At 46.8% G+C, this 26,710-nt stretch carries 24 protein-coding genes and 1 pseudogene; 1 reads left to right on the top strand and 24 read right to left on the bottom strand.

Features of this window, described 5'->3' with window-relative positions; all coding sequences use genetic code 11:
* Positions 1-51 precede the first annotated feature (51 nt).
* The 22 genes and pseudogenes from MKX46_RS00905 to MKX46_RS00805 all read right to left on the bottom strand — a co-directional run bounded on the left by MKX46_RS00905 (position 52) and on the right by MKX46_RS00805 (position 23,631).
* The gene (locus MKX46_RS00905) at positions 52-1,962 is read right to left on the bottom strand and encodes a glycosyl hydrolase (RefSeq protein WP_069010206.1); all 1,911 of its coding nucleotides are present in this window, start codon (positions 1,960-1,962) and stop codon (positions 52-54) included.
* A gap of 28 nt (positions 1,963-1,990) precedes the next feature.
* Positions 1,991-3,895, bottom strand: coding sequence for a heparinase II/III domain-containing protein (locus MKX46_RS00900; protein ID WP_341070768.1), 1,905 nt, complete (start codon positions 3,893-3,895; stop codon positions 1,991-1,993).
* Between the two features lie 208 nt (positions 3,896-4,103).
* Complete coding sequence (locus MKX46_RS00895; RefSeq protein ID WP_029519132.1) at positions 4,104-5,096, bottom strand: cation diffusion facilitator family transporter; 993 nt, start codon at positions 5,094-5,096, stop codon at positions 4,104-4,106.
* Positions 5,097-5,345: 249 nt separating this feature from the next.
* Complete coding sequence (gene rpsN / locus MKX46_RS00890; protein WP_029519131.1) at positions 5,346-5,615, bottom strand: 30S ribosomal protein S14; 270 nt, start codon at positions 5,613-5,615, stop codon at positions 5,346-5,348.
* A gap of 266 nt (positions 5,616-5,881) precedes the next feature.
* Positions 5,882-6,850, bottom strand: coding sequence for an ABC transporter ATP-binding protein (locus tag MKX46_RS00885; RefSeq protein ID WP_069010207.1), 969 nt, complete (start codon positions 6,848-6,850; stop codon positions 5,882-5,884).
* Positions 6,843-7,826: an ABC transporter ATP-binding protein gene (locus MKX46_RS00880; RefSeq protein WP_340932056.1), complete on the bottom strand. Its 984-nt coding sequence runs from the start codon at positions 7,824-7,826 to the stop codon at positions 6,843-6,845. The genes MKX46_RS00885 and MKX46_RS00880 overlap by 8 nt, the downstream gene beginning before the upstream one ends.
* Before the next feature lie 13 nt (positions 7,827-7,839).
* Positions 7,840-8,766 carry an oligopeptide ABC transporter permease gene (gene opp4C, locus MKX46_RS00875; RefSeq protein WP_029519128.1) on the bottom strand — a complete coding sequence of 309 codons (927 nt, stop codon included), beginning with the start codon at positions 8,764-8,766 and terminating at the stop codon, positions 7,840-7,842.
* A gap of 15 nt (positions 8,767-8,781) precedes the next feature.
* Positions 8,782-9,735 carry an ABC transporter permease gene (locus MKX46_RS00870; RefSeq protein WP_165147273.1) on the bottom strand — a complete coding sequence of 318 codons (954 nt, stop codon included), beginning with the start codon at positions 9,733-9,735 and terminating at the stop codon, positions 8,782-8,784.
* Between the two features lie 107 nt (positions 9,736-9,842).
* Positions 9,843-11,567 (bottom strand): ABC transporter substrate-binding protein, encoded by a 1,725-nt coding sequence (locus MKX46_RS00865; RefSeq protein WP_341070767.1) that lies wholly within the window; start codon positions 11,565-11,567, stop codon positions 9,843-9,845.
* A gap of 198 nt (positions 11,568-11,765) precedes the next feature.
* Positions 11,766-12,701 carry an ArsR family transcriptional regulator gene (locus MKX46_RS00860; protein WP_029519125.1) on the bottom strand — a complete coding sequence of 312 codons (936 nt, stop codon included), beginning with the start codon at positions 12,699-12,701 and terminating at the stop codon, positions 11,766-11,768.
* Between the two features lie 250 nt (positions 12,702-12,951).
* Positions 12,952-14,361 (bottom strand): discoidin domain-containing protein, encoded by a 1,410-nt coding sequence (locus tag MKX46_RS00855; protein WP_318626582.1) that lies wholly within the window; start codon positions 14,359-14,361, stop codon positions 12,952-12,954.
* A gap of 370 nt (positions 14,362-14,731) precedes the next feature.
* A pseudogene (locus MKX46_RS25535) lies at positions 14,732-14,866 on the bottom strand (dockerin); the annotation flags it as partial.
* 9 nt (positions 14,867-14,875) lie between these two features.
* A complete protein-coding gene (locus tag MKX46_RS00850) occupies positions 14,876-16,033 on the bottom strand; it encodes an amidohydrolase (RefSeq protein ID WP_340885203.1) in 1,158 nt (385 codons plus the stop codon).
* 56 nt (positions 16,034-16,089) lie between these two features.
* Positions 16,090-17,106: an LLM class flavin-dependent oxidoreductase gene (locus MKX46_RS00845; RefSeq protein WP_165147282.1), complete on the bottom strand. Its 1,017-nt coding sequence runs from the start codon at positions 17,104-17,106 to the stop codon at positions 16,090-16,092.
* A 15-nt stretch (positions 17,107-17,121) separates the two neighbouring features.
* A complete protein-coding gene (locus MKX46_RS00840; protein ID WP_029519121.1) occupies positions 17,122-17,874 on the bottom strand; it encodes an amino acid ABC transporter ATP-binding protein in 753 nt (250 codons plus the stop codon).
* Entirely contained in the window at positions 17,871-18,581 is a 711-nt protein-coding gene (locus MKX46_RS00835; protein WP_029519120.1) for an amino acid ABC transporter permease, read from the bottom strand. Before MKX46_RS00835 ends, MKX46_RS00840 begins: the two co-directional genes overlap by 4 nt.
* A complete protein-coding gene (locus tag MKX46_RS00830; RefSeq protein ID WP_029519119.1) occupies positions 18,578-19,357 on the bottom strand; it encodes an amino acid ABC transporter permease in 780 nt (259 codons plus the stop codon). Before MKX46_RS00830 ends, MKX46_RS00835 begins: the two co-directional genes overlap by 4 nt.
* Before the next feature lie 76 nt (positions 19,358-19,433).
* Complete coding sequence (locus tag MKX46_RS00825; RefSeq protein WP_029519118.1) at positions 19,434-20,285, bottom strand: transporter substrate-binding domain-containing protein; 852 nt, start codon at positions 20,283-20,285, stop codon at positions 19,434-19,436.
* A gap of 160 nt (positions 20,286-20,445) precedes the next feature.
* Positions 20,446-21,336: a LysR family transcriptional regulator gene (locus MKX46_RS00820; RefSeq protein ID WP_029519117.1), complete on the bottom strand. Its 891-nt coding sequence runs from the start codon at positions 21,334-21,336 to the stop codon at positions 20,446-20,448.
* A 107-nt stretch (positions 21,337-21,443) separates the two neighbouring features.
* Positions 21,444-21,974: an NADPH-dependent FMN reductase gene (ssuE, locus tag MKX46_RS00815; protein ID WP_029519116.1), complete on the bottom strand. Its 531-nt coding sequence runs from the start codon at positions 21,972-21,974 to the stop codon at positions 21,444-21,446.
* A gap of 17 nt (positions 21,975-21,991) precedes the next feature.
* Positions 21,992-23,332 (bottom strand): LLM class flavin-dependent oxidoreductase, encoded by a 1,341-nt coding sequence (locus tag MKX46_RS00810; RefSeq protein WP_029519115.1) that lies wholly within the window; start codon positions 23,330-23,332, stop codon positions 21,992-21,994.
* 29 nt (positions 23,333-23,361) lie between these two features.
* Positions 23,362-23,631 carry a glutaredoxin family protein gene (locus MKX46_RS00805; RefSeq protein WP_029519113.1) on the bottom strand — a complete coding sequence of 90 codons (270 nt, stop codon included), beginning with the start codon at positions 23,629-23,631 and terminating at the stop codon, positions 23,362-23,364.
* Between the two features lie 272 nt (positions 23,632-23,903).
* On the opposite strand from MKX46_RS00805, the gene MKX46_RS00800 reads away from it, so the two are divergent.
* Positions 23,904-24,773, top strand: a complete 870-nt coding sequence (locus tag MKX46_RS00800) for a DUF421 domain-containing protein (RefSeq protein WP_069010217.1) — start codon at positions 23,904-23,906, stop codon at positions 24,771-24,773.
* Between the two features lie 87 nt (positions 24,774-24,860).
* On the opposite strand, the gene MKX46_RS00795 is transcribed toward MKX46_RS00800, so the two are convergent.
* Positions 24,861-25,985 (bottom strand): sensor histidine kinase, encoded by a 1,125-nt coding sequence (locus MKX46_RS00795; protein WP_165147288.1) that lies wholly within the window; start codon positions 25,983-25,985, stop codon positions 24,861-24,863.
* Positions 25,982-26,656, bottom strand: coding sequence for a response regulator transcription factor (locus tag MKX46_RS00790; protein WP_165147291.1), 675 nt, complete (start codon positions 26,654-26,656; stop codon positions 25,982-25,984). Before MKX46_RS00790 ends, MKX46_RS00795 begins: the two co-directional genes overlap by 4 nt.
* Positions 26,657-26,710 lie beyond the last annotated feature (54 nt).

Raw genomic sequence — 26,710 nt, 5'->3', positions numbered from 1 at the left:
TTCCCTCTCCTTTTTCCACATGTTAAACCATATTCATGGCTCCAGCTCTAACTATTCAGGTAACCGAATGATAAAGGAAATGCGGTTGCCTTCATATTCCAGACGCGCTCCCTTAAGTAAACCATTCCGACAGGCTACTGAAGCTAATTCTTCCGGCCATACCACGTTCGTTCCTTCCGTCGTCGGGATAACTTCGAGGCTTGCGCCTGCGTATTCTACTCGAATGCTTTCCGTTTCTTTCCCGGCTGACATGACATGATGAATTACGCTGCGCTCCCGACCGTCATATGCCATTAAGGGAATAAGTGCCCCTACATTCTGAATATTGCCTTGAATCTCATACGCCACTTCAATTTTGCCAGGTACCTGACGATAATGCGTTCGGATTTCCCTCACTCCCGGGAATGGACCTTCCCACAAGAGAGTGAAATCCGTTGCTCCGTCAGACGCTGAGCTTTGTTCCAGCTGTACGGTTCCTCCGCCATCCTGCGGGTCAATCCCTCCATCCCGGTCGAACTCCAACGTACCGGGAATGCCTTCCGACAAGCTGTGCCACTTTCCGTCCTCCGTTTGCCAGGCCGGGGTATAGCTCAGCGGGAAAATATCTCCCTCCGCGAAGCCTGTAAAGCCGCGGTCTGCATGACCTGCTGAGGACGGACCGATCAGCGACGGCAGCGCAGACTGCTGAATACGCACGATGCCCGGAACATTATACGGGTCGTTGACCGATGTTTGCACAAGCATTTGCTGCCCCTCTACGGCTGCAATGACAGTCTGGAACCAGCCATCCGTTGCCAACACCCGGCTGCCGATTTCCGCCGGGATGAAGGTTGGAGAAATGCGATCCATCTCCTCCCCATATAGAAGGGTGTGGGCCAGCACAGCCGCCGTCCACAGACTGTAGCAGGTATGATTTGAATACACCTCAAAGCCATGCCGTGCCTCGGACGAATAATGGTTGCGGACGATATGCAGCTTGCCGTCATCGGTCTGCCAACGGCTAATTGCTTGCCAGCATAGATCTGCTGCCCGTCGGAACGCACCTGCAAGCCCATGCTCTCCTGCCGTAATAGCCTGCTGAGCATGTGTTGTAAAGACAAAGGCAGCAGCCGCTTCGTTCCACTGATGCTGCGCGCTTCTTCCACGCGGCGGAATTTCCCCGTGCGGGGATAGCGCCAGTAATGTGCTGAGCGCCCCCCTGCGAAGGTGGTCACGCAGTTCGAGTGCGCAGCTGCCATCATATCCATTCTCCAGCATCACGCCCAGATGGAAGCGTGTAACGATATCGTAGGCAAATGGGCTATTGGGCCGATCCAGCGGTCCATCCTGATACAGGCCCAAACCGGTAAAACGAGGCAAATGGTAGCTTCGGATATACTTCTCCATCCATTCCGAATCGGCTGCAATTCCTTCCGCTGCACGCAAAAACTCGCCGGAAATCATAATTGCATTCCAGTTGATCATCCGGTTCGGGTTTTTCATTTTGCTCATCGTAAAAATGTAGGTCTGCTCCGGCTGAATTCTGCTCAGTTGTTGCTTCCATGCCGTGGCTTGTTCTGGCAGCAAATTTTTAAGGAGCCGATACGCTCCCATCATCATAATTGGAAAAAAGTCTGGGTGGTGATCGGGCGCTTTTTCCTCCACTACACAAGCTATGCTATGCGTCAAGGCCGCAGCAGCAGATTCCAGTAAATCATGCCGGCCTTCTTTGACCAATACCGCCGCAGCGAACGCATAGGACGGGGTGGAGTAGTACCGTTCACTTTCAGAATGGAGGTCAATGATAGCTCCAGATTCATCCTGATGCAGGGCATATGCGCGAACCAGCTTTTCCAGCACGGCCAGCTTATGTTGGTGAGTCCATCCGTCATTCACTTGGTTCGGTGCGCTTTCCACCTGTTCTATAAATCTCTCCAGTTCCGTCTGCCAAGGGTACGCGCTGCCTGTCTGCAGCTTATTCATCCTGTCTGCCTCCCATTCAAAATGAAAATTAATGTATGGTAAAAAACAGATTGCAATCTACGCTTGCAGAACCGTTCCAGTGATTGGAGCCCAGCTGCAGCGATGTTTTATAAAACACAAAGGGAACTCCGTCATGATCTATGTGCTTCACAGCCTCCACCCCCGCCCGCAGCACGCTGGCATCATAATCTAGCCTGACGACCGCGCTCGTTCCCTTCCATTCCACGAAGTTTGCTCCCAGATTAGGCTGAATGCGGCTGATGAAAAGCTCCTCCACATCCCATGACTTCATGCTAACGCCAGACGTTTCAAACTCAAAATGATCTGTGACGGTAAGCCTTGCTCCCTTGCTTCCCTCCAGCACAGTCCATGTGAAGGAGCGGGTGAAGACTGCCAATTCTTCTACGGGATAAGCAGATGTCAAATCAAGCTTAAGTCTTGTGCCTGGCTGTACCTCCTCCTGCTCATCCAAAGCAATATCCAGTACAACCGCCTTTGCCTTTGCGTCCGATTGCTGCATAGTCCCATTGATGACAGGCACGGAGTGACCTCCGGAGGAGATATTGATAATCGACTCTCTTCCCGGTGAAAAATAGGCCTTCGTGTATAAGCCTGCTCCCAGATCACACAATAGATTTTCGCCACCACCATGAAGGATGAAGTGTCCAAGATCGTTATGATTGTGCGGTTCATTGTTATGCCCAGCCTTCGCTGAAAATGCAAGCATGATACCTGATTCACCCTTTTGGCTTCCATATCCACTATGGCTGGAACTGCGGCTGCGGCACATCAGCCAACCAAGTTGCGGCAAATAATTGGCAACGGTCTCACCGCTCCCAAATGCCAAAGGATTCGTCCAGACCAGATTACGCAATACATGAGCCCAGCGGCGACAGGGGTCTTCCAACAGACCAGGTACGCAGAAAGGGAGTGTAGATGGTCGTTCTTGCAATGAATTCAAATGAGAGATGAGTCCGGAAGGCAAACGTTCCGTTTCACTACTGTCCGAATAATTAGCAAAAATGCCATCCGACAGATGAACCCGCTCTGCAAAGGCTGCGATTTGCCTAATCTTTTCCGAGTTCAGAATATCCACTGCTCCTTCGGTAAACTCACGCAGCATATCGGCAAAATAAATGAAATAACCAAAGCCGTACACCCAGTATCCTACGCCTTCGGGGCATCCCCCGTCCTCACTGTAGCCTGCCAAAAAACAATCCAGTGCGCCCAGCATGCTCTCGATGGCTACCGCTCTGGAAAAGTCATCTTCTACCAGCAGCAATGCTGCAATTCCACAACCCGAAGCACATACTGCCGACCAGTTATGATCTGCGGTTTCCCATCCAAAATGACGAGGCTGCCAAAAAACGGGTTCCAGTACACGACGTTCGATCTCTTCGTGCACCTGAGCGACCACATGGCTAGCCAGTTGTTCTCCTAGCAGCAATAAAATTTCAACCAGCATTTGTGCTGTTTCGGACGTGAATAAATCCACCTGCTGCCAAGGCGGTGTTACTGTGTCCTCTTCATTGACATGTGCAGGAAGCGCCCAGGTGTACTCGCTGCATATGTCCAGCAGACCGCTTTCCACCGCTTTTATCTTTCGAGGCTCCGGCTTGACAACCGCTTCCAGCACTATAGCAACCAGTCGTCCACGCCGTCCAAAGTACACATCCTCATACGGTTTGCGCTCCCCTGTATTAGCAAATTCCCGAAACAGAGACAACGGCAGTTCAGGCCATGATGTTTCCCGATTATCTTTACAGGCACGCTCAATATCCTTCCAAAACTCGGCGTATATCGGCTCAGAGACAGTCGTCCGCAGCCTTTTTGTCCAATTACTCCTTAACCGTTGCCTTGCTGAATCCTGCATACTACCAGCCAGCGCCTTAACGAGCCGCGAAGCAGGCCAAGCCTCCCTCAGAAGACTCATTTGCCTTTCCTCCCCATGAGAAGCATTCGTTTCACCCTCTTTTTTGTTAACGCTTTCATTGTATCTAACAATCATCCTAAATTCAAAGGGGTAGAAAAACAATACCGCAAAACACAAAAGAACCTCCACGCCACGTTGCTGTAGTCATGGAAGTTCTTGTTCTACTCTTTTGCCAGACTGAGTCCAGATTGGCCTGGATTTATCGTTTCTAGACCTTTGGCTTTTCTGGTTTCCAGTTTTTAATTCCGTCATCCTCCAGAATACCCAGTGCTGCATCTGAGATATTAGGATCACGTAGCAAAGCGTCCTCGACTCTAAATTTAATATCGTCAGCATCTGCCAGCGTCATGCCCGGTGTAAGCTCAATCAACCCTTCCACGTGATAGTAGCGTCCTTCCTGCAAAATACGCATTTGATAAATATCCGTAACATGTGTGTCTGCTAGAATAATGGAAGCCACACGTTCTTCGATATCAGGAGGAGCAGATACACCGATCAAACCTACCATGTTGTCGTAACCGACCCGGAAAGCAACACCGACCATCAGACAACCGATGAGAATACTTGAAATACCGTCCAACAGTTTAAAATCGGTCAGCGATGTGACCACCACTGCTAGCAGGGCGAGTACTCCCCCCGTTGTTGCTACCAAATCTTCATAAAATACCAGACGGGTTGGCGGTGCAGCACGCCCCACGTGGCGGAACGCAGTGGTGAAAATGCTTAGCCCCTTCGCTTCTACTCTGGATTCATGCAGCACTTCTTTCATCGCTTTGCTCCATACAAATCCGTCCACCACTAGTGACAAAATCAGCACTACTACATTAATCCAAAATCCATGTGTAGATTCAGCCGGATGCTGAAGCAAATGAATGCCTTCCAATGCGGTTTCATAGGCCATGATCGTTACGACAATAACAGCAACCATACAGAACAGGTTAATCACCCGTCCAAAGCCGGTAGGAAAGCGTTTTGTCGGTTTTTTCTCTGCTAGTACACTGCCCGCGAACACAAACATTTGATTCACTGCATCCGCAATGGAATGCATCATCGTAGCAAACATAGAACCACTACCTGTCAAGGCAAAAGCAATCCCCTTAATCAAGGCAATGCCAGTATTACCTAACGCCGCCGAGCCCGAAGATTTGTTTCCTTTTTTGACCATACTCCAAAAGGAGTCCTCTTTCTGTTTCACTTCCATCTTGTAGCTCCTCCTGAGGTATACATAATCTGTTATATCATCGTTTGTTATGTATTATTTTTAACCCGTCCATATTCTACCTAACCAGCTGAGGAGAATCAATACAAACGATAATATTTTCCATGGAAAAGGAATGCCCCATGTCACCCTACGACATGAAGCATTCCCGTTACAGCCTTCTATCAGACATACCCTCAAGTTAACAACACAGATAATCTACATGCGCTGGCGATCAACATAAGTGCCTGTTTACCAGCTTGATTTCGTAATGCCTGGAATTTGGCCTTGATGTGCCAACTCGCGGAACGCTATACGAGACAGCTTGAATTTGCGCAAGTATCCTCTGGGTCTTCCTGTCAGCTCACAACGGCTTTTCAGGCGTGTTGGAGATGAGTCACGCGGAAGCTTTTGCAAAGCTTCGTAGTCCCCTTTTGCTTTCAATTCACGTCTCAGGTCCGCATATTTAGCTACAATTTCCTGGCGTTTCTTCTCTTTTACGACTTTTGACTTCTTGGCCATGTAAAGCTCCTCCTTGTGTTATATGCCAATCATGAAGGTTCACCATCACTACCACGAGATTGATGAACACGGATATGAACATGATTTCACACCATAAATAGTAATAATTACGATTACTATTTAATATAACGCTGCTCCAAGCGTGTTGTCAACCCAAGCGGTTTGAATCACAACAACATTAAAAAGCCGTTGAAACAGTAGACCCCTTTCACTCTTGTGATCGGTCTGCCGTTTCAACGGCTTTAAAATTTGTTGACTAGCTCTGTTCATTCAGCCAAATGGCAAGCTACCCAGTGATCTGGACGTGCCTCACGATAGAGTGGAATCTCTTTAGAACAACGCCCGATGGCAAAGGGGCAGCGAGTATGGAATTTGCAGCCCGAAGGCGGATTAACCGGACTAGGAATATCCCCCTTGAGCAAAATTCGTTCTCTTTTCAACTTCGGCACCGGAATAGGCACAGCCGACAGCAACGCCTTCGTATACGGATGCAGCGGATTGCCGAATAACTCGTCACGCGAAGCTGTTTCGACCATAGAGCCTAGATACATCACGCCAATACGGGAACACAAATGTTCCACCACGCTCAAATCATGCGAGATGAACAAATATGTCAAACCCCGTTCGGCCTGCAATTTGGCGAATAGGTTAATAATCTGCGCCTGTATGGACACATCCAGCGCTGATACCGGCTCATCAGCGATAATTAGATCCGGCTGAAGCGCCAACGCTCGGGCAATGCCGATCCGTTGACGTTGACCTCCCGAAAATTCATGGGGGAAACGGTCGATATGATATTCGGACAATCCACATAGCTTGAGCACGTCCAGCACAATCTGCCGGACCTCCTCTTTGGTAGCTATACCGTGATCCAGTAGCGCCTCACCAATGGCATCACCAATCCGTACACGGGGATTCAGCGAGCTATACGGGTCTTGAAAGATCAGCTGAATTTTAGGACGAAGCTCCTGCATCGCTTTGGCAGACAAGCTGTGCAGATCCACCCCTTTGTATTTTACGGTACCGTCCGTTTTATCCGTCAATCTAACAATCGTGCGGCCCACCGTGCTTTTACCGCTCCCCGATTCCCCTACCAACCCGAAGGTTTCACCCTGACGGATTGTAAAGCTGATATCGTCTACCGCCCGCACATGTCCTGAAGTACGGTTCATAAACCCGGACTTCACGGGAAAGTATGTTTTTAAGCGGTCTATTTCCAACAATGGCTCAGCCATGAACAACCGCCTCCTCATATAGCCAGCAGGATGCTTTCTGCTGAGCTGAAACTTCTTTTAATGTAGGCTCTTTTATACGGCAAATGTCCATGCAATACCCACAGCGGTCGTGAAAATAACAGGAAGTCGTCAGCTCCAGCGGATTAGGTACCTGCCCGGGGATGGAATACAGTTCCTCTTGGCGCTGATTAAGCACCGGTTTGGACTTTAGTAACCCCTGTGTATAAGGATGCTTGGGATGATTGAACAGCTGTACCACCTCGCCTTCCTCGACGATCTTGCCTGCATACATCACTATGACGTAATCAGCCATTTCGGCGACAACACCCAGATCATGAGTGATTAGCATGAGCGACATATTGGATTGGGCTTTAAATTCACGCAGCATATCGAGAATCTGCGCCTGAATCGTTACATCCAGCGCCGTGGTTGGCTCATCCGCGATAAGCAGCTTGGGACTGCAAGAAACAGCAATGGCAATCATAATGCGCTGCAGCATTCCTCCGCTCAGTTCATGCGGATAGCTTTTTAATATCTGCTCCGGTCGGGATATACCGACCTGTTCGATCAGCTCCAGTGCTCGCTTACGAGCTTCCTTACGGCCTATTTTCAAATGCTCAATCAGTGGTTCGGATAGCTGTTCACCAATGGTCATGACTGGATTCAATGAAGACATCGGCTCCTGAAAGATCATGGATATTTCATGCCCGCGAATCGTGCGCATCTCATTTCTGCTAAGCTCTAGCAGATCGGTTTCCTCAAAACGGATGTTGCCGCCTGCTACTTTACCACCAGGACTCTGGATAAGACCCATGATCGACATCGCAGTAATACTTTTACCGCAGCCCGATTCACCGACAATGCATACCGTTTCTCCCGGCTTCACACGGAAGCTGATATCATCCACCGCTTTAACCGTTCCTTCTTCTGTATAAAAATGAGTGCTTAAATGTTCAATGGAAAGTAAATTGTCCATGGTGTATGATCACCTACCTCTTATGTTTCGGGTCAAGTACATCCCGCAGTCCGTCACCAAAAATATTAATAGCGATGACTGTAGCAAAAATAGACAGTCCTGGCGGTATCCACAACCACGGTCGTTGCTGAAAATCCAGCACATTGTTAGCGGCATCAATCATATTGCCCCAAGTTGGTGTCGTGGGTAGCACGCCAAGACCAAAGAAGCTGAGTACAGATTCACTCAAGATAGCTCCGCCAATATTCAATGTAGCGATAACGATCAACAACGGTAAAATATTCGGCAACAGATGCTTGAACAGCTTTCGACGATTCGAGAGTCCCAGTACCGTCGCGGCTTGCATAAATTCACGTTCCCGCAAACTAAGCATCTGGCCCCTCACCATCCGTGCAATCCCCGGCCAGTTGACCAGACTAAGCATCAGCATGACAATATACATCCGTTGATCGGGTGGAACCTTCCAGTCAGATAGCAGCGCGCCCATAATAAATAGCAGGGGCAAACTGGGAATTGTCAGCAGCAAATCAGCAACGCGCATAATAATCTGATCTGCAATCCCGCGAAAATATGCGGATATGACCCCCAGCGTAGCCCCCAAAAAGACTGACAATACCATGGAAGCCAAACCCACGGTAAGAGAAATTTGACCTGCCTGCATCACACGTGTCAGCACATCCCGTCCCAGCTTGTCTGTTCCTAACCAGTGATGGATATTTGGCGCCTTGTTCATCATTAATATATTTGTTTTATTATCGGAATAAGGAGAAAATAACGGGCCGATAAAACAGAGCAAAAACATAAATACCACGACGAGCAGACCAGCCATAGCAAGCTTGTTTCTGAACAGCTGCCGGAGCGCTTGCTGCCACATTGAAGATTTAACAGTTGCTTGCAGTCTGCCGTTGCTCTTGCTCAAATTACTGCTCACGGATGACATTCCTTAGCCCCCTTCTTACACTTTCACACGCGGGTCCGCGATGCGATACAAAATATCGGACAACAGTGTCCCGATCACGCTCAATATGGCAATTAGCATCGTAAAGCCCATAAGTAGCGGATAATCCCGGAGCGAAAAGGATTGCATGTACAACTGACCGATTCCCGGCCAATTAAAAATCTTTTCAATAATCAGGGACCCGCCAAACAGCGCAGGTAATTCGAAGCCAACGAGCGTAATGGCAGGCAGTAATGCATTTCTCAATGCGTGCGTAAAAAGTACCTTTCTTTCCTTTAAGCCCTTTGCACGGGCTGTGCGTATATAATCCTGCTGGATCACGTCGATCATATTGCTACGGAAGTAGCGGGTCAACGACCCCAGTCCCAGCAGCGTCATAACGATCACTGGCAAGGTCATATGCTGGAGAACCTCCTTCACATACTCCATACCTGTAGCGTTACTGCCCGTATTGAGCATGCCACCGGGTGGCAACCACTTCAGGTCAACCGCTGCGATTTTAATCAGATACAGCCCGATAAAAAAAGAGGGCACAGACATGGCAGCGAAAATCACTATCATTACCAAAGTATCAAACCATGAATACTGCTTATAAGCAGCAACCACACCAATAATGACCGCGATAAACCAGGTCAGGAAGGTCGATATAACGGCCAGCAAAAACGAGTTCCAGATATATTCATTAAATAAGGTCAGCACCGGCTTCTGCTGGGCAAGCGAATAGCCAAAATTGCCATGCAGCGCATTGCCTAGCCAATTTCCATAGCGTTCAAGAATAGGCTTATTGAGGCCGTAAATTTCCCTCAGCTCCGCCTTTCTCTCTGGCGACAGCTTCAGATTGCCGCTAATGAAATCTCCCGGTGTCATGGCATACAGGAAAAAAATCATCATCGATGCGGCCAACAAAATAATAACCATATACGTCAGTCTTTTCGTTAAAAACGAGCTCATGACAGACTCCTTTCAATTCAAGGTCAGGCTACTCATTACGTTTCCCCCATTTGGGAGGCCCCTTGATCCGAACCTGATGTTCTTCACAAGGGGCCCGCAAATGTGGCTTATTTAAGGGACCATTCGAACAAATTACCAGACAAGCCAATGAACGGACTGACCTTTACATGTTCCATCCGACCATTGTAGGCATACACCGTCTTCTTATAGTTGGTAAAAATAACGGGCAGTTCATCGTTTAGCAGCACATATAATTCTTTATATATTTTCTTGCGTTCTTCCATATTCGTCGTAGACAAGCCTTTTTCATATAGCTCTTTTACCTTTGGATTGTTATATCCCTTGACTTCTCCATTGACGAATTGCTCGATTCCATCCGATGGATCTGTCAGCATGCCTGTCGAGAAGGCGGCGAGATCATAATCTTTACCTTCTACTTTGGCTACCATTGCATTAAAGTCTGCAAAGATTTCCGGCTGAAGGTCAACACCAATCGCTTTGTAATTTTCAGCCGCAAGCGCAATAAAGGTGTCTGTTTCTGGACGTTTAGAGGTCAGCAGGTGAATGGTCAGCTTCTGACCGTTTTTCTCACGGATACCGTCACTACCTTCCACCCAACCCGCTTCATCCAGCAGCTTTTTCGCTTGCTCCGGGTCGTAGTTGTATGGATTGATTCCATCGGTCGTGTAAGACCAGAATATTGGGGAAGCTGGAATGTTTGCGACCGCCCCTGCTCCCTGAGCTGCGTCGACATAAATACTTTTCCGATCTAGTCCATAGGTCAATGCTTGACGAACCTTTTTATCCTTAAGCTTTTCATTTTCTAGATTTACTTGCAAATATCCGTAAGTGCTAGGGGTATACGGCAAAATGTTTAAAAAGCCAAGCCTTTTCAGTTTGTCAATATTTTCCTGAGTTGCGGTGAAGGATGCAAAGTCGGTATCGCCCGTTTCAATAAACTGCCAAGCATCGCCTTCTGCTGTTTTGTAAATGAAATGCTGTGTTTTCGGCTTGCCTTTGAAAAAGTGATCATTCGCCTCCAGACGAACTTCTTGCCCCGAAATAAATTTTTCCAGCTTATAAGCCCCATTCCCCAGAGGACTACTATGTAGATTCTTAAAATAATCCAGCTGTCCAAACTTATAATCCTTGCCGTAGTAGGCTTTGGACAGTACATATTCACCCAGAATCGGCAGAGCCAACGCGTTAGGTTTTTCCAACGTCGCAGAAATGGTCTGCGCATCAATTACCTTGATTCCTGCAATTTGTTTTGCCTTGCCTTCCGTATAGGCGTTGCCGCCTTTAATGTTCAGCTTTCGGATTTGACTGTCGCCAGGATAGGCTTTGTCAAAGATCAACGTCCAAGTAAAAGCGACATCTTCTGCTGTCAAAGGGGAGCCATCACTGAATTTAGTACCGGGAACCAGATGAAATGTATACGTTAGATTATCTTTAGAAATATCCCAGCTCTTAGCCAGATTGGGCAGCGGAAGCCCCTTCTCGTCTACTGTGACCAGCGGAGTCCACAATTGCGAAATCACGTTGCCGTCATAGCCGCTTTGGTTAAAATACGGAGTAAACACCCCGGCTGGGTCAGTCAGACCCACAATAATCGTGTCGCTTCTCTTTTTGGACACTTCCGGCAATTTGGACATATCAGAAGCCTTTACCAAACTTGTTAATGGCTGCGTTGTAGTAGCTGTCTGTGTGTCCCCATTATTTTGGGCAGTAGCATTGTTGGAGCTGTCCGGTCCACCGTTAGAGCAAGCCGCCAGCAAAATAGAGCTCGCCAGAAGTAGACTGCTAAGTAAAATAATACTCTTTTTCAACATAATCCCCCCGAGTTAAATTATTAAATTCCGATAGAACAAGTTGTGATTAAGAAGATAAACCTCATTATAGGAATTTATTGGGGTTCTGTAAAGGGAGAACTACATTTTTTATGTAAAAAAAAGACGTCAACTCATCTGGATTCCAAATGATCGACGTCTATTTGTTTAAAGTGTTAAAGTCTGACGGGTGCGTGCAGCCTAATTTCGCTCCATATAGCCAAAAATGCTCCGATGCATTTCATCCACAGCCGAAAGCCGTGCGCTATATCCGAGTAATGTTTCTCCATCAAAATGTGCATGAATGAAGCCGGAGGCCCGGAGCTTAAAAATATGGTCGTGCGTGATTCCCTTGGACAGCTTGAGATGACGGACAATCTCAATAAAGGTTCGTGGAGACTGGCTTTGATACAAATATTTTAAAATCCTAAGCCTGCTCTTCTCCCCCAAGCTTCGGATCATTCGATATTCCTGTGGGGATAAAAAATCTTCCTCCTGAACATAAATTCCTGCCGAGTAATGGCATAACAGGAGCGACCCAAATCGATAAATAATATTTATCGGCTGAAAATGGTATTGAGGCACCAGCAACACGCGCGTCAGTCCCTCGGAAGGCTCGAACCGGAAGCCATTAGTGGTACGATCCACCCACTCCATAGAGCTATAAACGCCCTTCTCCTTATTTCTTCGTTCAGCTTCCTGTTCCAGACCGCTTAGAATACTTATATCCACATGGCGAAAATACTCTTCGTCCCAGCCAGATAGCAGTTGCAAAGCAAGTTTGCGAAGCTTCTCCATGTCGTCAGGCAGCGGAATCCCATAGGCTGATGCCTGTTGTTTTAATTCCTGTAAAGTCTGGCTTTCCAAACGGTCTACGACCTCTTCAACGCCCCCCTGATCAGAAAGCATATAGACAAGTCCATAAATAACCTTCCAATCTGCATTGATTTCCATGGACTCCAGCAATTCGGACAAACCTGGAGACAGCGTTCCACTCACTTGCTCCGCCCATCCGGCTGATAAGTCGGTCTTCTTGTAAGCCTTGCGGCAAATAAAGGTGTGTAAGCTGCTGAGCAGCTCAAACACCGGTCCATATGCTACATGTACATCGTAAGGAGCATTCACGTCGTGACTCATCGCTTTCTGTCCTCTTTTCTATCATATCTGATGTCCATTATACATACTATCGTACACCCATTCATTCTTAGTGAGCCATTCGTACGAGAATTTAGCAAAACACAGACACAAATATGAAGGAAACAAGCGCTATAATCAAAGCGCAAAAAAAGCCTGATCTCACCAGACTTTAACTGTTCAGCTATGAATTCAAAAAGGTTGTCTCCCACAAATATCGCAGGAGACAACCTTGGGTCAAATAGTATAATGTTTAAAGTTTGTTAGCTGCTACTTTCCACTCTAAAATTCCTGTGGATGCTGAACCTTTGGATACCATTTCAATTCTTAATTTCGTTGTTTTTACAGGCGTAAAAGTAGTTGTATTATACTGGTCTGCCGAAGCACCCAATCCATTAGCCTGCTTGACATTGGACCAGCTGCGACCATTCCAATACTTAATCTTGTAAGACTTAGGAACATCAATGCCACCGCCATCTTTAAACCAATAGACATCCGTTTGGGATACCGTATATTCTTGATCAAAATCATATTGGACCCATTGTGTACCTGTCTCAGGCCAATTGCCGTACACGGCATGACTTCGATCATTAGAATTAGCAGGTTCAAATCCATCGTTTAGCGCGCTTACATTTTCCCAAGTTGAAGTATAGGAACTGCTAGCCGTTGCCGCAGGCGCAATGTTTACGCTTTCATCAGGATCTATTTCAATTGGGCCATCGTCGTCTTTAGTCGTGATTGGGAAACGAGCCGTATCCTTTTTGATTTGACTCCAGGTATACCGCAGCATCCAAACATCCCAGTCGGTGATATGATCGGAGTTGCCAGCCCACATAATCGTGTTCGTTGGAAATCCACCTGGTGGACGCTCATGTTCTTCATAAAAATCGTTTAATCCAAATCCATGCCCAATTTCATGTTCAGTAATCTCAATCTCATCAGAATTCACCGTACTCAGAACGTATTCATCATTCATGCGTTGTCCCCAGTCGCCGCCGGCTCCCCCGCCAAAATTTTCTGTGGCCCAGAGATACATATCAAAGCGTTTATCCAATCCACCCGGATATGAATAGTTCGGGTCCGAAAAATGCTCAAATCGGGATATTTCATTAGGCGCAACTGGAAGTGCAGCAGGAATTTCCGGTTTTTCAGAAGCTAGTGTATCTAGAATGGTATCCGTATAAATGACCTCGTCAGGCTGCTTGTCTAGGAGCAGTGAAGGATCGGCAACAGCCCAGCCTACCACTTTTACTTTAATATTCTTATAGGGCCAGCCGTCATATCCTTGAAGATGATCTGTCCAATGGTTCATCTGCCGATCTATCATTTTAGCAATATCCTGGCGTTGCTTCAGTGTAACAGGCTTAGAGGATTGCCAGCGTATAACATAATTAAGAGTCCCTTTACCCGCAAAAATTTGATCAAAAATCGTATTTTTACGAGCCGTTGAGCCTTCGGTCAACATTCTATTCTTCCAAACCCATTCCACCGATGATTTGAGATAAGGTGGCATATCAGCCAATGTCGAATCACTCGTTGCTGCAACCACAGAATTCCGGTTTAGATGAGAATCCGCTGATATAAAACTAGCATTTCCCATCAGTAATGAACTAGCAATGACTACTGAAAAAGAAGCCATCATCATTCCTTTTCTGTTCAACATGTATGTACCTCCATATCCATTTGTATTATTGCAGTAGTTTTCCTGAAACGATGATCTCTATCAGCTCTCTTTTCGTGTTTGCGAACTAATCTAGGAGATCAAGAGTACACTATCAATCCTCCTTGTCGTTTTTTGTAAATAATCACAAATCATATTATCACTGGATTATTACATCGTCAATATTTTCCTTAATGATTTAAATTAGGATTTTTAATCGTATTTTGGGACATATACTTACTCTTTGCATGCACAAAACTGGTATTTTATAAAATTAAAAAACCGTTTATTCACTGAATCAATTCCATCGCAGAATTTGATTTTGGAATAAACGGCTCTATTTATAAGCTTTTTCACACTACTCTAGCATTTTTTAGCGGGTAGGAAAACGAGTAGTATCCTTCTTGACTTGGCTCCAGGTATACCGCAACATCCAGGTATCCCACTCTGTTATTTTGGGAGAATTGCCGGCCCACATAATAGTTGGCACAGGAAAACCACCGCTAGGCTCACGCTCCTAGTCTATGGATATCAATGCCGACTCGGCCAGTGAAGCCAGTAGCTTCGCTGTTCCGGGCAACGCACGTTCGTCCAGATCAAAGGCAGGATGATGCCATTCCTGGCTTCCCGCAGTGCCGACAAAGACAAATACACCTGGGATGTTCTTCTGATAAAACCCAAAATCCTCGCTCGCCGAGGACGGTACGGGGCGAACGACTTCCAGACCGACCGCTTCGGCCACCTCTTCCGCGATAGCGGTCAACTTACCGTCATTCAGAACAGGTGGCGGACCCTCGATCCAGCGGATGGTTGCTTTCGTGCTGAAAGCATCGGCAACACCTTTTACGACCTGCTCGAAGCGTTCAGTCACCTGAGCGCGAACATTCTCGTCAAATGTGCGGATTGTTCCGTCCAAATGGGCGCGGTCAGGAATGATGTTCCAGGCGTTGCCACTGTGCAGCTTCGTGACGCTAATGACCGCGCTATCCAGCGGATTAACGCTCCGACTCACAATGGATTGCAGCGCCGTAATGATATGTGACGATACCACGATGGGGTCAATCCCTGCATGCGGCACTGCCGCATGTGTGCTCAGACCCTCCACCTCGATGTAAAAACCATCCGCCGCTGCCATTAGAGGACCTTCTTTGATGCCGACCGTGCCTACGGGCAGGTCTGGCTTGTTATGCAGGCCAAATATGGCCTGCACCCCTGCCAACGCACCGCTGTCCAGCACTTGGGCAGCGCCTTTGGCCTTTTCCTCAGCTGGCTGGAACACCAGCCGAACTGTGCCTTTCAGCTCCTGCTCCCGCTGCTTCAGGAGTATGGCTGCTCCTAACAAGGACGCGGTATGAAAATCATGCCCACAAGCATGCATCTTGCCCGGATGCACCGAAGCATAAGGCAATCCCGTCTCCTCCTGAATAGGCAACGCATCAATGTCTGCACGAAGCGCGACAGTTGGTCCCTCCTGCCGTCCGCCAATTTCCGCTACTAATCCGGTACGCAGCGGCACATCCAGAATCGTTATGTTCTGTTCTTCCAACAGACGTCGGATAAAGGCGGTAGTTTCAAACTCCTCGTTAGATAGCTCGGGATTTCGATGCAGATGGCGGCGAATATCCACCAGTTGCTGCTCCAAAACCTGCTCCTTCGTTCCGGTTGATCCACTCATCCCTATTCCTCCTTCGTGAACCCAAAATAGTTACAATTCTCTCAGACCAACAATTTCTAGGACTGCACAGGCAATCCGGCAAAAGCTTCATGCAACAACTCGAACGAGCGCACGCGCTTGTGTATATCTCTTATTCCTGTCGTAACGATCAGCTCATCGACCTGATACTTCGCTTGAATTTCCGTCAGGACAGCATAAATTTCGTCTTTATTCCCTTTGTTAATTTGCGCTTGTGTAGCTTCAATTGTATATTCTTCACCCGATTGCTTGCCAAACTTTTCTGCACTTTCCAACGTGCCCACCGTAGCCGTCTTGCCACTGGCCAGATGAATTTTGTACAGCTTGTGCTCCCCTGCTAACTCTGCAGCTTCCTCGGAAGTGTCCGCTACGATGACTGAAAGCGCAAAAAGAGCTTTCGGCTCACGTCCATAACTATAATCGAAAGACGCCCGATACGTACGGAATGAGTCCAATGCAACCTGCTCATTACTATTGATAAATTGCGAGAAAACGTAGGGCAACCCCAAACGCGCAGCAATTCCAGCACTGTCTGTACTTGTACCCAAAACGTAAATATCTGCCGGTGTTTCTGGAATCGGATTCGCCTGTAACCCGGCTAACGGTCCTTCTTCAGACGGAATATTATGAATATAGCGACTTACTTCATCAATTTTTTCTTCGAGAGAAGGCGCATCATGAACGTTTCGTTGTAACGCCTGTGTGGATTTCGGCAACCCGCCCGGTGCGCGTCCGATTCCCAAATCTACGCGACCCGGTGCAAGAGAGGACAGCACATTAAAGTTTTCGGCTACTTTATAAGGGCTGTAATGCTGAAGCATCACTCCACCAGAACCGACTTTAATACGCTCAGTGCGTGCCAGCAAGTGGGAAATGAGTACCTCTGGCGAAGAGCCCGCAACCTGCTCGGAATCGTGATGCTCTGATACCCAGAAGCGCGTAAAACCCAATTCCTCTACACGCTGTGCTAGCTTAATCGTATTACGAAGGGCCTGCGCTGCCGTTTCCCCCTCGTGTATAGGGCTTTGATCCAATACTCCGATTTTAATACTCATGTCTCCCTCTCCCGTCTAAATTGAATAGTTATATTCCGGTGTAATCCGTTTCAGGAATTGTTGGGTACGTTCCTCTTTGGGGTGGTTAAAAATGTCGTCCGGTGTGCCTTCCTCGATAATATGACCGCCATCCATAAATACCACATGATTTGAAACATCGCGCGCAAAGCCCATTTCATGTGTAACGACAATCATCGTAATGCCTTCCTTCGCAATCTTGCGGATCACCGACAACACCTCACCCACCAGTTCAGGGTCCAGCGCCGAAGTCGGCTCATCGAACAAAATCACTTCCGGGTTCAGCGCCAAAGCACGCGCTATGCCGACACGCTGCTGCTGCCCGCCGGATAGCTGGCTTGGATAATGATTTAGCTTTTCACCCAGACCGACCTTTTCCAGCACTTCAATGCTAATTTTTTTCGCTTCCTCCTGCTTGACCTTGCGGACAACGACAAGTCCTTCCATGACATTTTCCAGTGCTGTTTTATGCTTGAACAAATTGTATTGCTGGAAAACCATAGCCGTCTTTTGGCGTAGAGCCAAAACATCCTTCTTCGCAGGTCGCTTGCAGTTCACTGTAAAATCTCCAATGCTGACTTCCCCATCATTCGGCTTTTCCAGATAATTAATGCAGCGTAGCAGAGTCGTTTTTCCTGAACCGCTCGGGCCTAAAATAACGACGACCTCGCCTTTGTTCACGGTCAAATCAATGCCTTTAAGCACTTCATGTTTGCCGAACGACTTCGTAATATTTTGCAGACGGATCATGATGCTCGACCTCCATTAAACACATTGATTTTTTTCTCCACCAACCCAGATATTCGCTCGATCAATACCGTCAAGCCCCAAAATAGCAGTGCAGCTGCGATATATACCTCCAAATATTTCCAGTTGGTAGATGCCAGAATTTCAGCCTGTGCCTGGATTTCTGTGACAGAAACCGTGAAAGCCAAGGTAGAGCCATGAAGCATCCCAATAACGGAATTCGTCAGATTTGGCAAACTCACCACGAATGCCTGCGGAAATACAATCCGTCTCAGCACTTGCCACGTCGTCATCCCGACAGCATAAGCCGCCTCGATCTGCCCCTTGTTGACCGATTGAATTCCAGAACGGACGACCTCAGACATATACGCGCCACTGGTAATGGAAAACGAAATGAGTGCAAATACCATATAAGGAACATCTTTGGATTGCAGCGGCCAGCCGAAATGCTTCGCTCCCGCATCAATTAACAAAGGCAAACTGAAATAAATAAGCAGCAAATGCATCAGCATCGGTGTGCCACGGATAAAGGTAACGTAACCGTGGGAAACCTGGGACAACACAGGAACCTTATAGATTCGCGCCAGCGCCGTTATCATACCGATGACCAACCCTGCCAGTACAGAAACCACCGTAATCATTAAGGTGTTGGGCAACGCGGAGAACAACCCTAAAAAGGCAGTATATATAAATCCAAAATCCAGACTCATATGCCTTTACCTCCTTTACTCAGACGAGGACTTCTCAGGTAGCGCACCACAAAACTTTTTCGTTTTTCGGGTTCTTTCTGCACTTCATCCCGATGCTCATGCCGGAGAAGCGTATTTTCCAGCACCCTGAACAATTTTTGTAAAATCAGACTGATGACCAGATAAATAAGGGATAACGCGATGTAGGTTTCAACAAAATGCTGGGTAGCCGACCCTAATGTCTGTGATTTCCCTGTCATCTCCATCGCTCCGATTGTAAATGCCAGCGAGGTATCCTTCAGATTGCCAATCACCAGATTGGAAAATATCGGAATCACCACAGCCAGCGCTTGCGGCATTATGATACGTGTAAAGGTCTGATAGCCTGACATGCCGACGGACTGTGCAGCCTCGATTTGTCCTCGGTCTACTGCCTCTACTCCTGACCTGATAATTTCGGAAATAAAGGCTCCACTATTGAGTGCGTAGGTCGCTACAGCAAACCACAGCACATCCCATCTGGAGGAATTGATATCTACCAGCTTTAGTAGCTCTGGCAGGCCGTAATACACCAGAAACAATTGGATTAGAATAGGTGTTCCGCGAAAAAAGGAAACATACACCTGAGAAACACGTTTGAGAAATGGAATGTTATACATGCGAGGCAGCGCAACCAACAGACCAATGATAAGCCCCAATACAAGCGAGCTTGCTACAATAAACAAGGTGATGTGTAAGTAAGACAGCATTTTCGGGATAAAGCTAAAAACATAGTCAATATTGAACTCTCTGCTCATATGCCTGCCTCCTTTCTATACATCAGCGGTCAGAATACATAGAGTACCCTGACCGCTGAAATGTCCAAGTCTATCCTTACTTTTTACTGCTGTTACCTTCCTTTTTCACATCTTCCAGAGACTTCGTGAAATCCTCTCCAAGCCATTTAATGCTCAGCTTCGACAGCGTACCGTCGTCCTTCACTTCCTGAATGGCTTTGTCCAGGTCATCCGCCAATCCTTGCTCATTTTTATTCAGTACATACAGTACATCCGATTGAGTCAAAGGATCACCAACGGTTTTCAGAGCTACTTCTCCTTTTTCATCGGTGTTAAAACGGTTCGCAAAGTCTGTCGTAACGGTAGCATCTATACGGCCACTCGTAATTTGTTGCACCGTATCATTGGCCGCACCACTCGTATAAACGATATTCAGGGCATCTCCATGGTTTTTGTTATATTCTTTTAGCACATACGCCGCATTACTGGTTGGGCTGGTAAGTACCTTTTTCCCTTTCAAATCATCAATGGAATGAATGGTATTGTTATCCTTCGCTACAGCGACTCTGTTCAGAAAAATGCTATATGGATTTTTGTTGAACAGATACTTGGCTTCACGCTCCGGGTTTTTTTCCATTTGATGCGATACCAGATCAATCTTGCCGGCATCGAGACTTAGCAGCAAATTTCCAAAGTCCATCGTTTTGAATTCAAATTCGTATTGAGGTAGGCGCTTGTCCAGCTCCTTGATCAGTTCCACATCAAAACCTGTTAAATTTCCGTTTTCGTCAATAAAGCATACATTTTTGAATTGAGTACCTGTGCCTACGATAATTTTTTTCACGTCTCCGCTTGAACCTGACGCACTGGACGCGTTATCTGAGGAACCGCAGCCTGCCAACACCAGGATGATTGCCATAACAGACAATATTGCAAACCACTTTTTCATATGAATCCCCCTCATCTCTTTGTATATCAGCAGTTTGCGACATACATGGTAGCTATAACATTCTATCATACATAATTCCTATAAGTTTAATCGGTTTTAGGATGTGATTAATTTAACACCTGGATACCTATACGTCAATCCACCAAGCTATAGAACTTTTCTATAACAAAACAGCACTCCGGAAACCTTCTGTCAGTGCATCTGCAAAATCTGAGGTTACTGCACAGTCTTCTTTGGTCGCAATTATGCTAATCTGCATCGACACCCTAGCTATCTCTGGAACATGGATACGGAACAGTTTCTGATCTTTTACTTCACGGTTCACACAGACATCTGGCAAGAAGGCAATACCCGCTTCTTCCAATACCAGCTTTTTGGCCGTGACCACATTGTCTACCTGAAAAGCAATGTCTGGTGGCTGCTCCAGTGATTCAAAAGCGCGATGAATTCTCATCCAATCTAGTGATCCGCATTCAAAAAACACCAGTGTTTCACGTTGAATATCCTGTATGCTGGCCTTTCCTGTCTTCATAAACGGATGGCCGTCGTATACATACAGGGAAATCGGATCTTCATAAAAAGCAAGCGTACGGATAGCCGGATGCATCACTTTACGGACAAAACTAATGTCTACCTCACGGTTCAACAGTTTATGTACCAGTTGATCCGTCGTTGCCGTCACAATTTTGTAGTTAACCTCTGGATAACGGGCACGAAGCTGCTTTAATATCTCTGGAATAATGTAGTTCGACACCGATATCGTGCAGCCAATTCGAATTTGTTGAGGGGCTTTCTTACGCTGTTGGAGCTTTTGCTTCCCTTTTTGCAGCACCTGAAGCATCTGCTCCGCATAAGGAAGAAACTTTCGTCCATACTCCGTCAGAACCGTTTGCTTGCTTTGACGGTCGAACAGCTTACATTCTAGCTCGCGCTCTAGCGTCTGAATCCGGGCTGTAACAGAGGGCTGGGACAAGAACAAGGCTTCTGCCGCCTTATTAAAGCTCCCATAATGATTCACGTATACAAAGGCTTCCATATTCTCGATATTCATACGCAAGTCCCCCAGTAAGTTTTATATACATTTATCCAATAAGTTAACTTGGTTTTTTGTATCATAAAACTCACTGAACGACCTGTCAATGGAAATATTGAAAATATCTATAATTTTAATAGCTCATTTAGTTCTTTAACAGAACGTTCCAACCGTGCAACCAATTCTTCGGACAACCCGTATGCTCCATCTGGCAGACGCTCGACCCACTGATCCACTGCATACACCCCGCCAAGAATATGTCTTCCGCCCAGTGCATTAATAACCGGCTTCAACGCATAGTCAATGACCAGCAGGTGAGCCAGTGTACCTCCGATAAATAAAGGCAAGACAGGTTTCCCTCTTAGCCCCTCCTGCGGAACCAAATCCAGGAATATTTTCAATAGTCCTGAATAGGACGCCTTATAGACTGGAGAAGCCACAATAACGGCATCCGCTGCTGCAATCAATGCAAGTGATGCTGTGACGTCGGGGCTGTTAAAGTTAGCTGTGACCAGATCCTCCGCTGGCAAGTCGACCACATTCAGTAATGTGACCTCCGCTCCAGCCTGCTGCAACTGCTCCGTTGTATAGTTAATCAAGCCGTATAAACGGGATTGTGTAGACGGACTGCCTGATAGGATGACAACCTTGGACATATTTTTTCCTCCTTCTGTTATGCGTCAACCTTCACTTTGGATCTGGCTGCTGTATAGCGGTTCTCAGGAATAGGCACTCCCAGATTTTCGCGCAGTGTACTAAATTCATATTCCTGACGGTAAATACCGCGTTCCTGCAAAATAGGCACAACCAAATTTACAAAGTCATGCAGACCCGATGGTACATCAGAACCAATAATGAATCCGTCTGCTCCTTTTCTATCAAACCACTCCTGCACTCGATCCGCCACCTGCTCAGCGGTTCCGATAAAAGAGGTTCTCGGTGTAGCTGAACGCAACGCAACCTCGCGTAAGGTCAAGTTTTGTTCCTTGGCTACTCGTTTGATTTTATCTGTACCGCTGCGGAACGCATTGCTGCCAATACCATCAAGCTCAGGGAATGGCTCATCCAGCGGATATTGTGAGAAATCATGATGATCGAAGAAACGTCCCAAATATTTTAGCGCAGCCTCAATCGTCACCAGATTAGTGATCTCTTCATACTTACGTTCCGCTTCCTCCGTTGTATTGCCAATAATCGGCGATATGCCCGGCAAAATGACAATATCCTCTTCGGATCTACCATAGCGTACCGCACGTTCTTTCACATCACGATAAAACTGCTGCGCTTCCTCTAACGTTTCATGTCCTGTAAATACAGCATCCGCTTCCTTAGCGGCCAGGTTTTTGCCATCCTCGGAGGAACCTGCCTGGAAAATAACCGGCTGTCCCTGCTTGGATCGTCCAATGTTCAGCGGACCCTGCACAGAGAAAAACTCACCTTTATGGTTCAATGTATGCAGCTTTTCAGGATCAAAAAATACTCCAGCTTCCTTATCACGAACGAACGCATCCGCTTCCCACGAGTCCCACAGTCCTTTGGTAACCTGTAAATATTCCTCTGCAATTTTATAGCGCTGCGGATGCGACGGGTGCTCGCCTTTGCTAAAGTTAAGGGCAGAGCCTTCCAGCGGGGAAGTCACCACATTCCAGCCTGCACGACCTCCGCTAATATGATCAATGGAAGAAAACTGGCGTGCTACCGTGAACGGTTCGCTATAGGAAGTCGACAATGTGCCGACCAGTCCGATATGCTTCGTCACCCCAGCCAAAGCGGACAAAATCGTAATTGGTTCAAAACGGTTTAGAAAGTGGGGAATGGATTTTTCGTTAATGAACAGGCCATCTGCGATAAATACGAGGTCAAACTTTCCTTCCTCTGCCTTTTGTGCCTGCGTTTTATAAAATTCAAAGTTAACACTCGCGTCCGCAGGTACTTCAGGGTGACGCCAAGTCGTCATGCTTCCCCCAACGCCGTGAATAATCGCACCAAATTTAATTTGTTTATTCTTAGCCATAACTCTTCCACCTCTCTTGAACATGATTGTTATACCACTTGATTGTAACTTTCCAGCACTTTACCCAACTCTTCCAGATCCGGGTTGAGCAGGGCTTCATATTTGTTATCCCCGCCTACTTCGACGACAGGAACATAACGAACACCATATTTGGTTTCCAGCACGTCACGCAGCGCATCATTTCCGTCCACTTGGATATTTTCATACGGCTGATTTTGGGATTCCAGGTACGATTTGATCTCTCCACAAAAATGACAGCCGGTTTTGCTCCACAATACAACTTTAGGTTTGGACGACATATACATACCTCCGTGAGCTTAATGTTTATAATTCCGATGAATTAAATAAGGATTATATTTATAATGTATCCTGCCGACCCTTTTCCGTCAATCGCTTGTGTAATAGACATTGCTAATTCAACGATAGAAAATTTTAATCTTATATCGTATTTAATCGGTTTATTGGTAGCTCAGTTATTTAAATTTAGGGGAATTGGAGTTTAAATGTGCCTTGACGCGGATATCCTTGGAATAGTAGCGCCCTTGTGGCGAAATGAAATGGGGTTGAGTAAATGCAGGATTGGGCCGAGGTTGCTATACGCACATTAATGGCTGTCGCTATATTATTTTTAATCACCAAAATTCTTGGAAAACGTCAGGTATCCCAGCTTTCCTTGTTCGAATATATAACAGGAATCACGATAGGTAACCTGGCTGCTACCATTCCTATGGAGCGTGAATCCACCTGGTATCTAGGCCTCATAGCCTTGTCAGTATGGGTACTGACAACACTTGGCATTGAATATTTGCAAATTAAAAGCAAGAAAATCAGAGATATAACAGATGGAAGGACAACAATCCTGATCAAAGACGGCAAAATTTTAGAGGATAATCTGAGAAAGGAACGGCTCACCCTGGATGAACTCATGGAGCAGCTACGAAGCAAGAATGTATTCAAAGTATCTGATGTAGAATTTGCTCTCATGGAAACCAGTGGCGAAGTCAATGTGCTGTTAACCAAAGACAAGCAGCCTGTGACGCTTAAAGATTTGAATATGTTTCAGCTACCGGAGAAGGAACCCACAGCAGTCATTATGGATGGACAACTTATGGAGCAACAAATGGCATATATGGGGATTACTCAACAATGGCTGGATGCCAAGCTAAAGGAAAAGAGCCTGACGGTCAAAGATGTGTTTTTCGCGCAGGTGGACACGCAAGGGGAGCTATATATTGACCCATACAGTGATAATGTACAGATGTCCAAGGCACAGGATTCGAATCAAGCTGTACTGACGCTGCTGCAGCAATGTACAACCGAGCTGCAAAAACTGGCTACGAATTCCAGCGAACAGCAAAGGAAACAGTTGTATGAGCTATGCTCACACAACTTGAAGGAAGCTATCCAGGAAATGCAGCCGGTAAATTCATCTAAGTCCTGAGCACATACGCATATGCCATAAGAGTATAAGTATGGGAGTTAAAAAGGAGCGTCCTTCAGCCGCTTATGGCTTTGAAGACGCTCCTTTTTATATTACTGTGCCGGTGTACATTTCACAGTTGTTGCTGCCTTTCATTCCTTGCCGGCGCAGCGGCAGCATAACCGTAAATACCGTTCCTTCTCCCACCTTGCTGGATACAGAGATAGAGCCGGTATGCATCTCTGTTATTTTATAAGCAATGGACAGTCCCAAGCCGCTGCCTCCTGCAGTTCGGGCCCGTGACTGGTCTGCTTTATAAAACCGTTCAAAAATGCGTTGCTGATCCTGTTCGTTGATGCCCTGTCCCGTGTCCGCAATGCGGATAACCGCCTGTTCACCGTTACTTGAAAGAGAAACAGATATGCTTCCACCCTGTGGTGTAAATTTAATGGCGTTGTGAAGGAGATTTACCCAAACCTGGCCCATCAGATCCTCGTCCGCGTTGATCTCAACGATATCCACCTCAACAGTCATCTCGATTTTTTTAGCCTCCCATTGCGGTTCGCAGGCGAGAATAAGCGAAATTAGCTGCTTGTCCAGCCGATAAAGGGACGGACGAAACAGATGCCGCTCCGAATCCAGAATCGCCAGCTTCATGAGATTATCGCTTAGCTTGGATAGACGAATACACTCCGTCTCGATGATCGTCAAATACCGGTCTCGCTGTTCACGATCCAGATTCTCGTCCTTGAGCGCCTTGGCGAATCCGATTATCGAGGTCAGCGGTGAGCCGATTTCATGGGATACGTTTGAAATAAACTCCTCCCGCAGCTTTTCCATAGCCTTCAGATTTGCAGCCATATCATTGATACTGTCCACCAACTGTACATAAGGATGCGGCCTCCGATGTTTTCCGTTCCTCCCGCCGAGATCCCAATCCAGATTAATGTGAAAGTCTCCTTGCGAAATACGTTTTAAAGCATCGATCATTTCGGTAAAAGCGTGCTGTTCTCTAGGCTGGAAGAAGCGCCTTACCGTCATACTGATAATACCGAAGAAGAAAAAGCCTAGCGTCGTATTCATAAGAAAGACGAACAAACCATGGGGAGCCCATGACATGTGCGAATAGATCGCCTCCATAATAAAGAACGCGGCAGTCCAGCTGAGATACAGCACCAATAACACCAGCATGAGTCTCGCAAGGATATGGAGGAATCCCGGTTCTCGTTTCATTGCCTTACCTCCAGCCGATAACCCAATCCTCGGATCGTACTGATCCGGAAGGAGTGGCTTGCCTCCGGAAACCGTTCCCGAAGGCGTTTGATATGGACATCAACCGTTCTTTCGTCTCCCTCATAATCATAACCCCAGATCTGTTCGATCAACTGGTCGCGGGTAAAGGTTTTGCCAGGATAGCTGGCCAGCTTGAAGAGCAGCTCAAATTCTTTGCGCGGCAGGGTAAACTCCTTCTTTTCAGCCCGGCATTCAAATGTATCACTCCGCAGGACAAGATCTCCGACAGTCACTGATTTGGAAGCCATGATACGATAACGTTTTAATAAAGCCTTCACGCGTGCAACAAGCACCATGGGGTCGAATGGCTTGACAAGATAGTCGTCCGTTCCGAGCGCGAAACCTTTCACGATCTGTGTCGTCTCGCCTTTAGCTGTAAGCATAAGCAGCGGCAGGTCGGTTTGCTCTCTCAGCTTACGACACAACCCCCAACCATCCATTCCCGGCATCATGATATCAAGAACAAGTAAATCGACCTTGATTTGATCAAAAATGCGCATCGCGTCCAATCCATCCACCGCCTCGACTACCTCCAGACCTTCCATCCTCAAAAAGTGTCCGACCAGTTCGCGAATATGCGGATCATCATCAACGACCAATACACGCGCCATTTCAATCCCCCTAACTAGTTCTGCCTTAAATCTCTCATCCTCGTCAAGAAGACT

The organism is Paenibacillus sp. FSL P4-0113, assembly GCF_038009305.1.
Taxonomy (GTDB): domain Bacteria; phylum Bacillota; class Bacilli; order Paenibacillales; family Paenibacillaceae; genus Paenibacillus; species Paenibacillus polymyxa_D.
This window is presented reverse-complemented; position numbering and strand designations above follow the sequence as displayed.

Coding starts and splice junctions, on each gene's coding strand:
- MKX46_RS00835 (WP_029519120.1), bottom strand. CDS start 18,581: ATGAGTCTGGATTTTGGATTTATATATACTGCCTTTTTAGGGTTGTTC.
- MKX46_RS00870 (WP_165147273.1), bottom strand. CDS start 9,735: ATGAGCTCGTTTTTAACGAAAAGACTGACGTATATGGTTATTATTTTG.
- MKX46_RS00790 (WP_165147291.1), bottom strand. CDS start 26,656: ATGGCGCGTGTATTGGTCGTTGATGATGATCCGCATATTCGCGAACTG.
- MKX46_RS00855 (WP_318626582.1), bottom strand. CDS start 14,361: ATGTTGAACAGAAAAGGAATGATGATGGCTTCTTTTTCAGTAGTCATT.
- MKX46_RS00865 (WP_341070767.1), bottom strand. CDS start 11,567: ATGTTGAAAAAGAGTATTATTTTACTTAGCAGTCTACTTCTGGCGAGC.
- MKX46_RS00900 (WP_341070768.1), bottom strand. CDS start 3,895: ATGAGTCTTCTGAGGGAGGCTTGGCCTGCTTCGCGGCTCGTTAAGGCG.
- MKX46_RS00840 (WP_029519121.1), bottom strand. CDS start 17,874: ATGATCCGTCTGCAAAATATTACGAAGTCGTTCGGCAAACATGAAGTG.
- ssuE (WP_029519116.1), bottom strand. CDS start 21,974: ATGTCCAAGGTTGTCATCCTATCAGGCAGTCCGTCTACACAATCCCGT.
- MKX46_RS00800 (WP_069010217.1), top strand. CDS start 23,904: ATGCAGGATTGGGCCGAGGTTGCTATACGCACATTAATGGCTGTCGCT.
- MKX46_RS00810 (WP_029519115.1), bottom strand. CDS start 23,332: ATGGCTAAGAATAAACAAATTAAATTTGGTGCGATTATTCACGGCGTT.
- MKX46_RS00805 (WP_029519113.1), bottom strand. CDS start 23,631: ATGTCGTCCAAACCTAAAGTTGTATTGTGGAGCAAAACCGGCTGTCAT.
- MKX46_RS00795 (WP_165147288.1), bottom strand. CDS start 25,985: ATGAAACGAGAACCGGGATTCCTCCATATCCTTGCGAGACTCATGCTG.
- MKX46_RS00845 (WP_165147282.1), bottom strand. CDS start 17,106: ATGAGTATTAAAATCGGAGTATTGGATCAAAGCCCTATACACGAGGGG.
- MKX46_RS00860 (WP_029519125.1), bottom strand. CDS start 12,701: ATGAGTCACGACGTGAATGCTCCTTACGATGTACATGTAGCATATGGA.
- MKX46_RS00820 (WP_029519117.1), bottom strand. CDS start 21,336: ATGAATATCGAGAATATGGAAGCCTTTGTATACGTGAATCATTATGGG.
- MKX46_RS00825 (WP_029519118.1), bottom strand. CDS start 20,285: ATGAAAAAGTGGTTTGCAATATTGTCTGTTATGGCAATCATCCTGGTG.
- MKX46_RS00885 (WP_069010207.1), bottom strand. CDS start 6,850: ATGGCTGAGCCATTGTTGGAAATAGACCGCTTAAAAACATACTTTCCC.
- MKX46_RS00895 (WP_029519132.1), bottom strand. CDS start 5,096: ATGGAAGTGAAACAGAAAGAGGACTCCTTTTGGAGTATGGTCAAAAAA.
- opp4C (WP_029519128.1), bottom strand. CDS start 8,766: ATGTCATCCGTGAGCAGTAATTTGAGCAAGAGCAACGGCAGACTGCAA.
- MKX46_RS00905 (WP_069010206.1), bottom strand. CDS start 1,962: ATGAATAAGCTGCAGACAGGCAGCGCGTACCCTTGGCAGACGGAACTG.
- MKX46_RS00850 (WP_340885203.1), bottom strand. CDS start 16,033: ATGAGTGGATCAACCGGAACGAAGGAGCAGGTTTTGGAGCAGCAACTG.
- MKX46_RS00880 (WP_340932056.1), bottom strand. CDS start 7,826: ATGGACAATTTACTTTCCATTGAACATTTAAGCACTCATTTTTATACA.
- rpsN (WP_029519131.1), bottom strand. CDS start 5,615: ATGGCCAAGAAGTCAAAAGTCGTAAAAGAGAAGAAACGCCAGGAAATT.
- MKX46_RS00830 (WP_029519119.1), bottom strand. CDS start 19,357: ATGAGCAGAGAGTTCAATATTGACTATGTTTTTAGCTTTATCCCGAAA.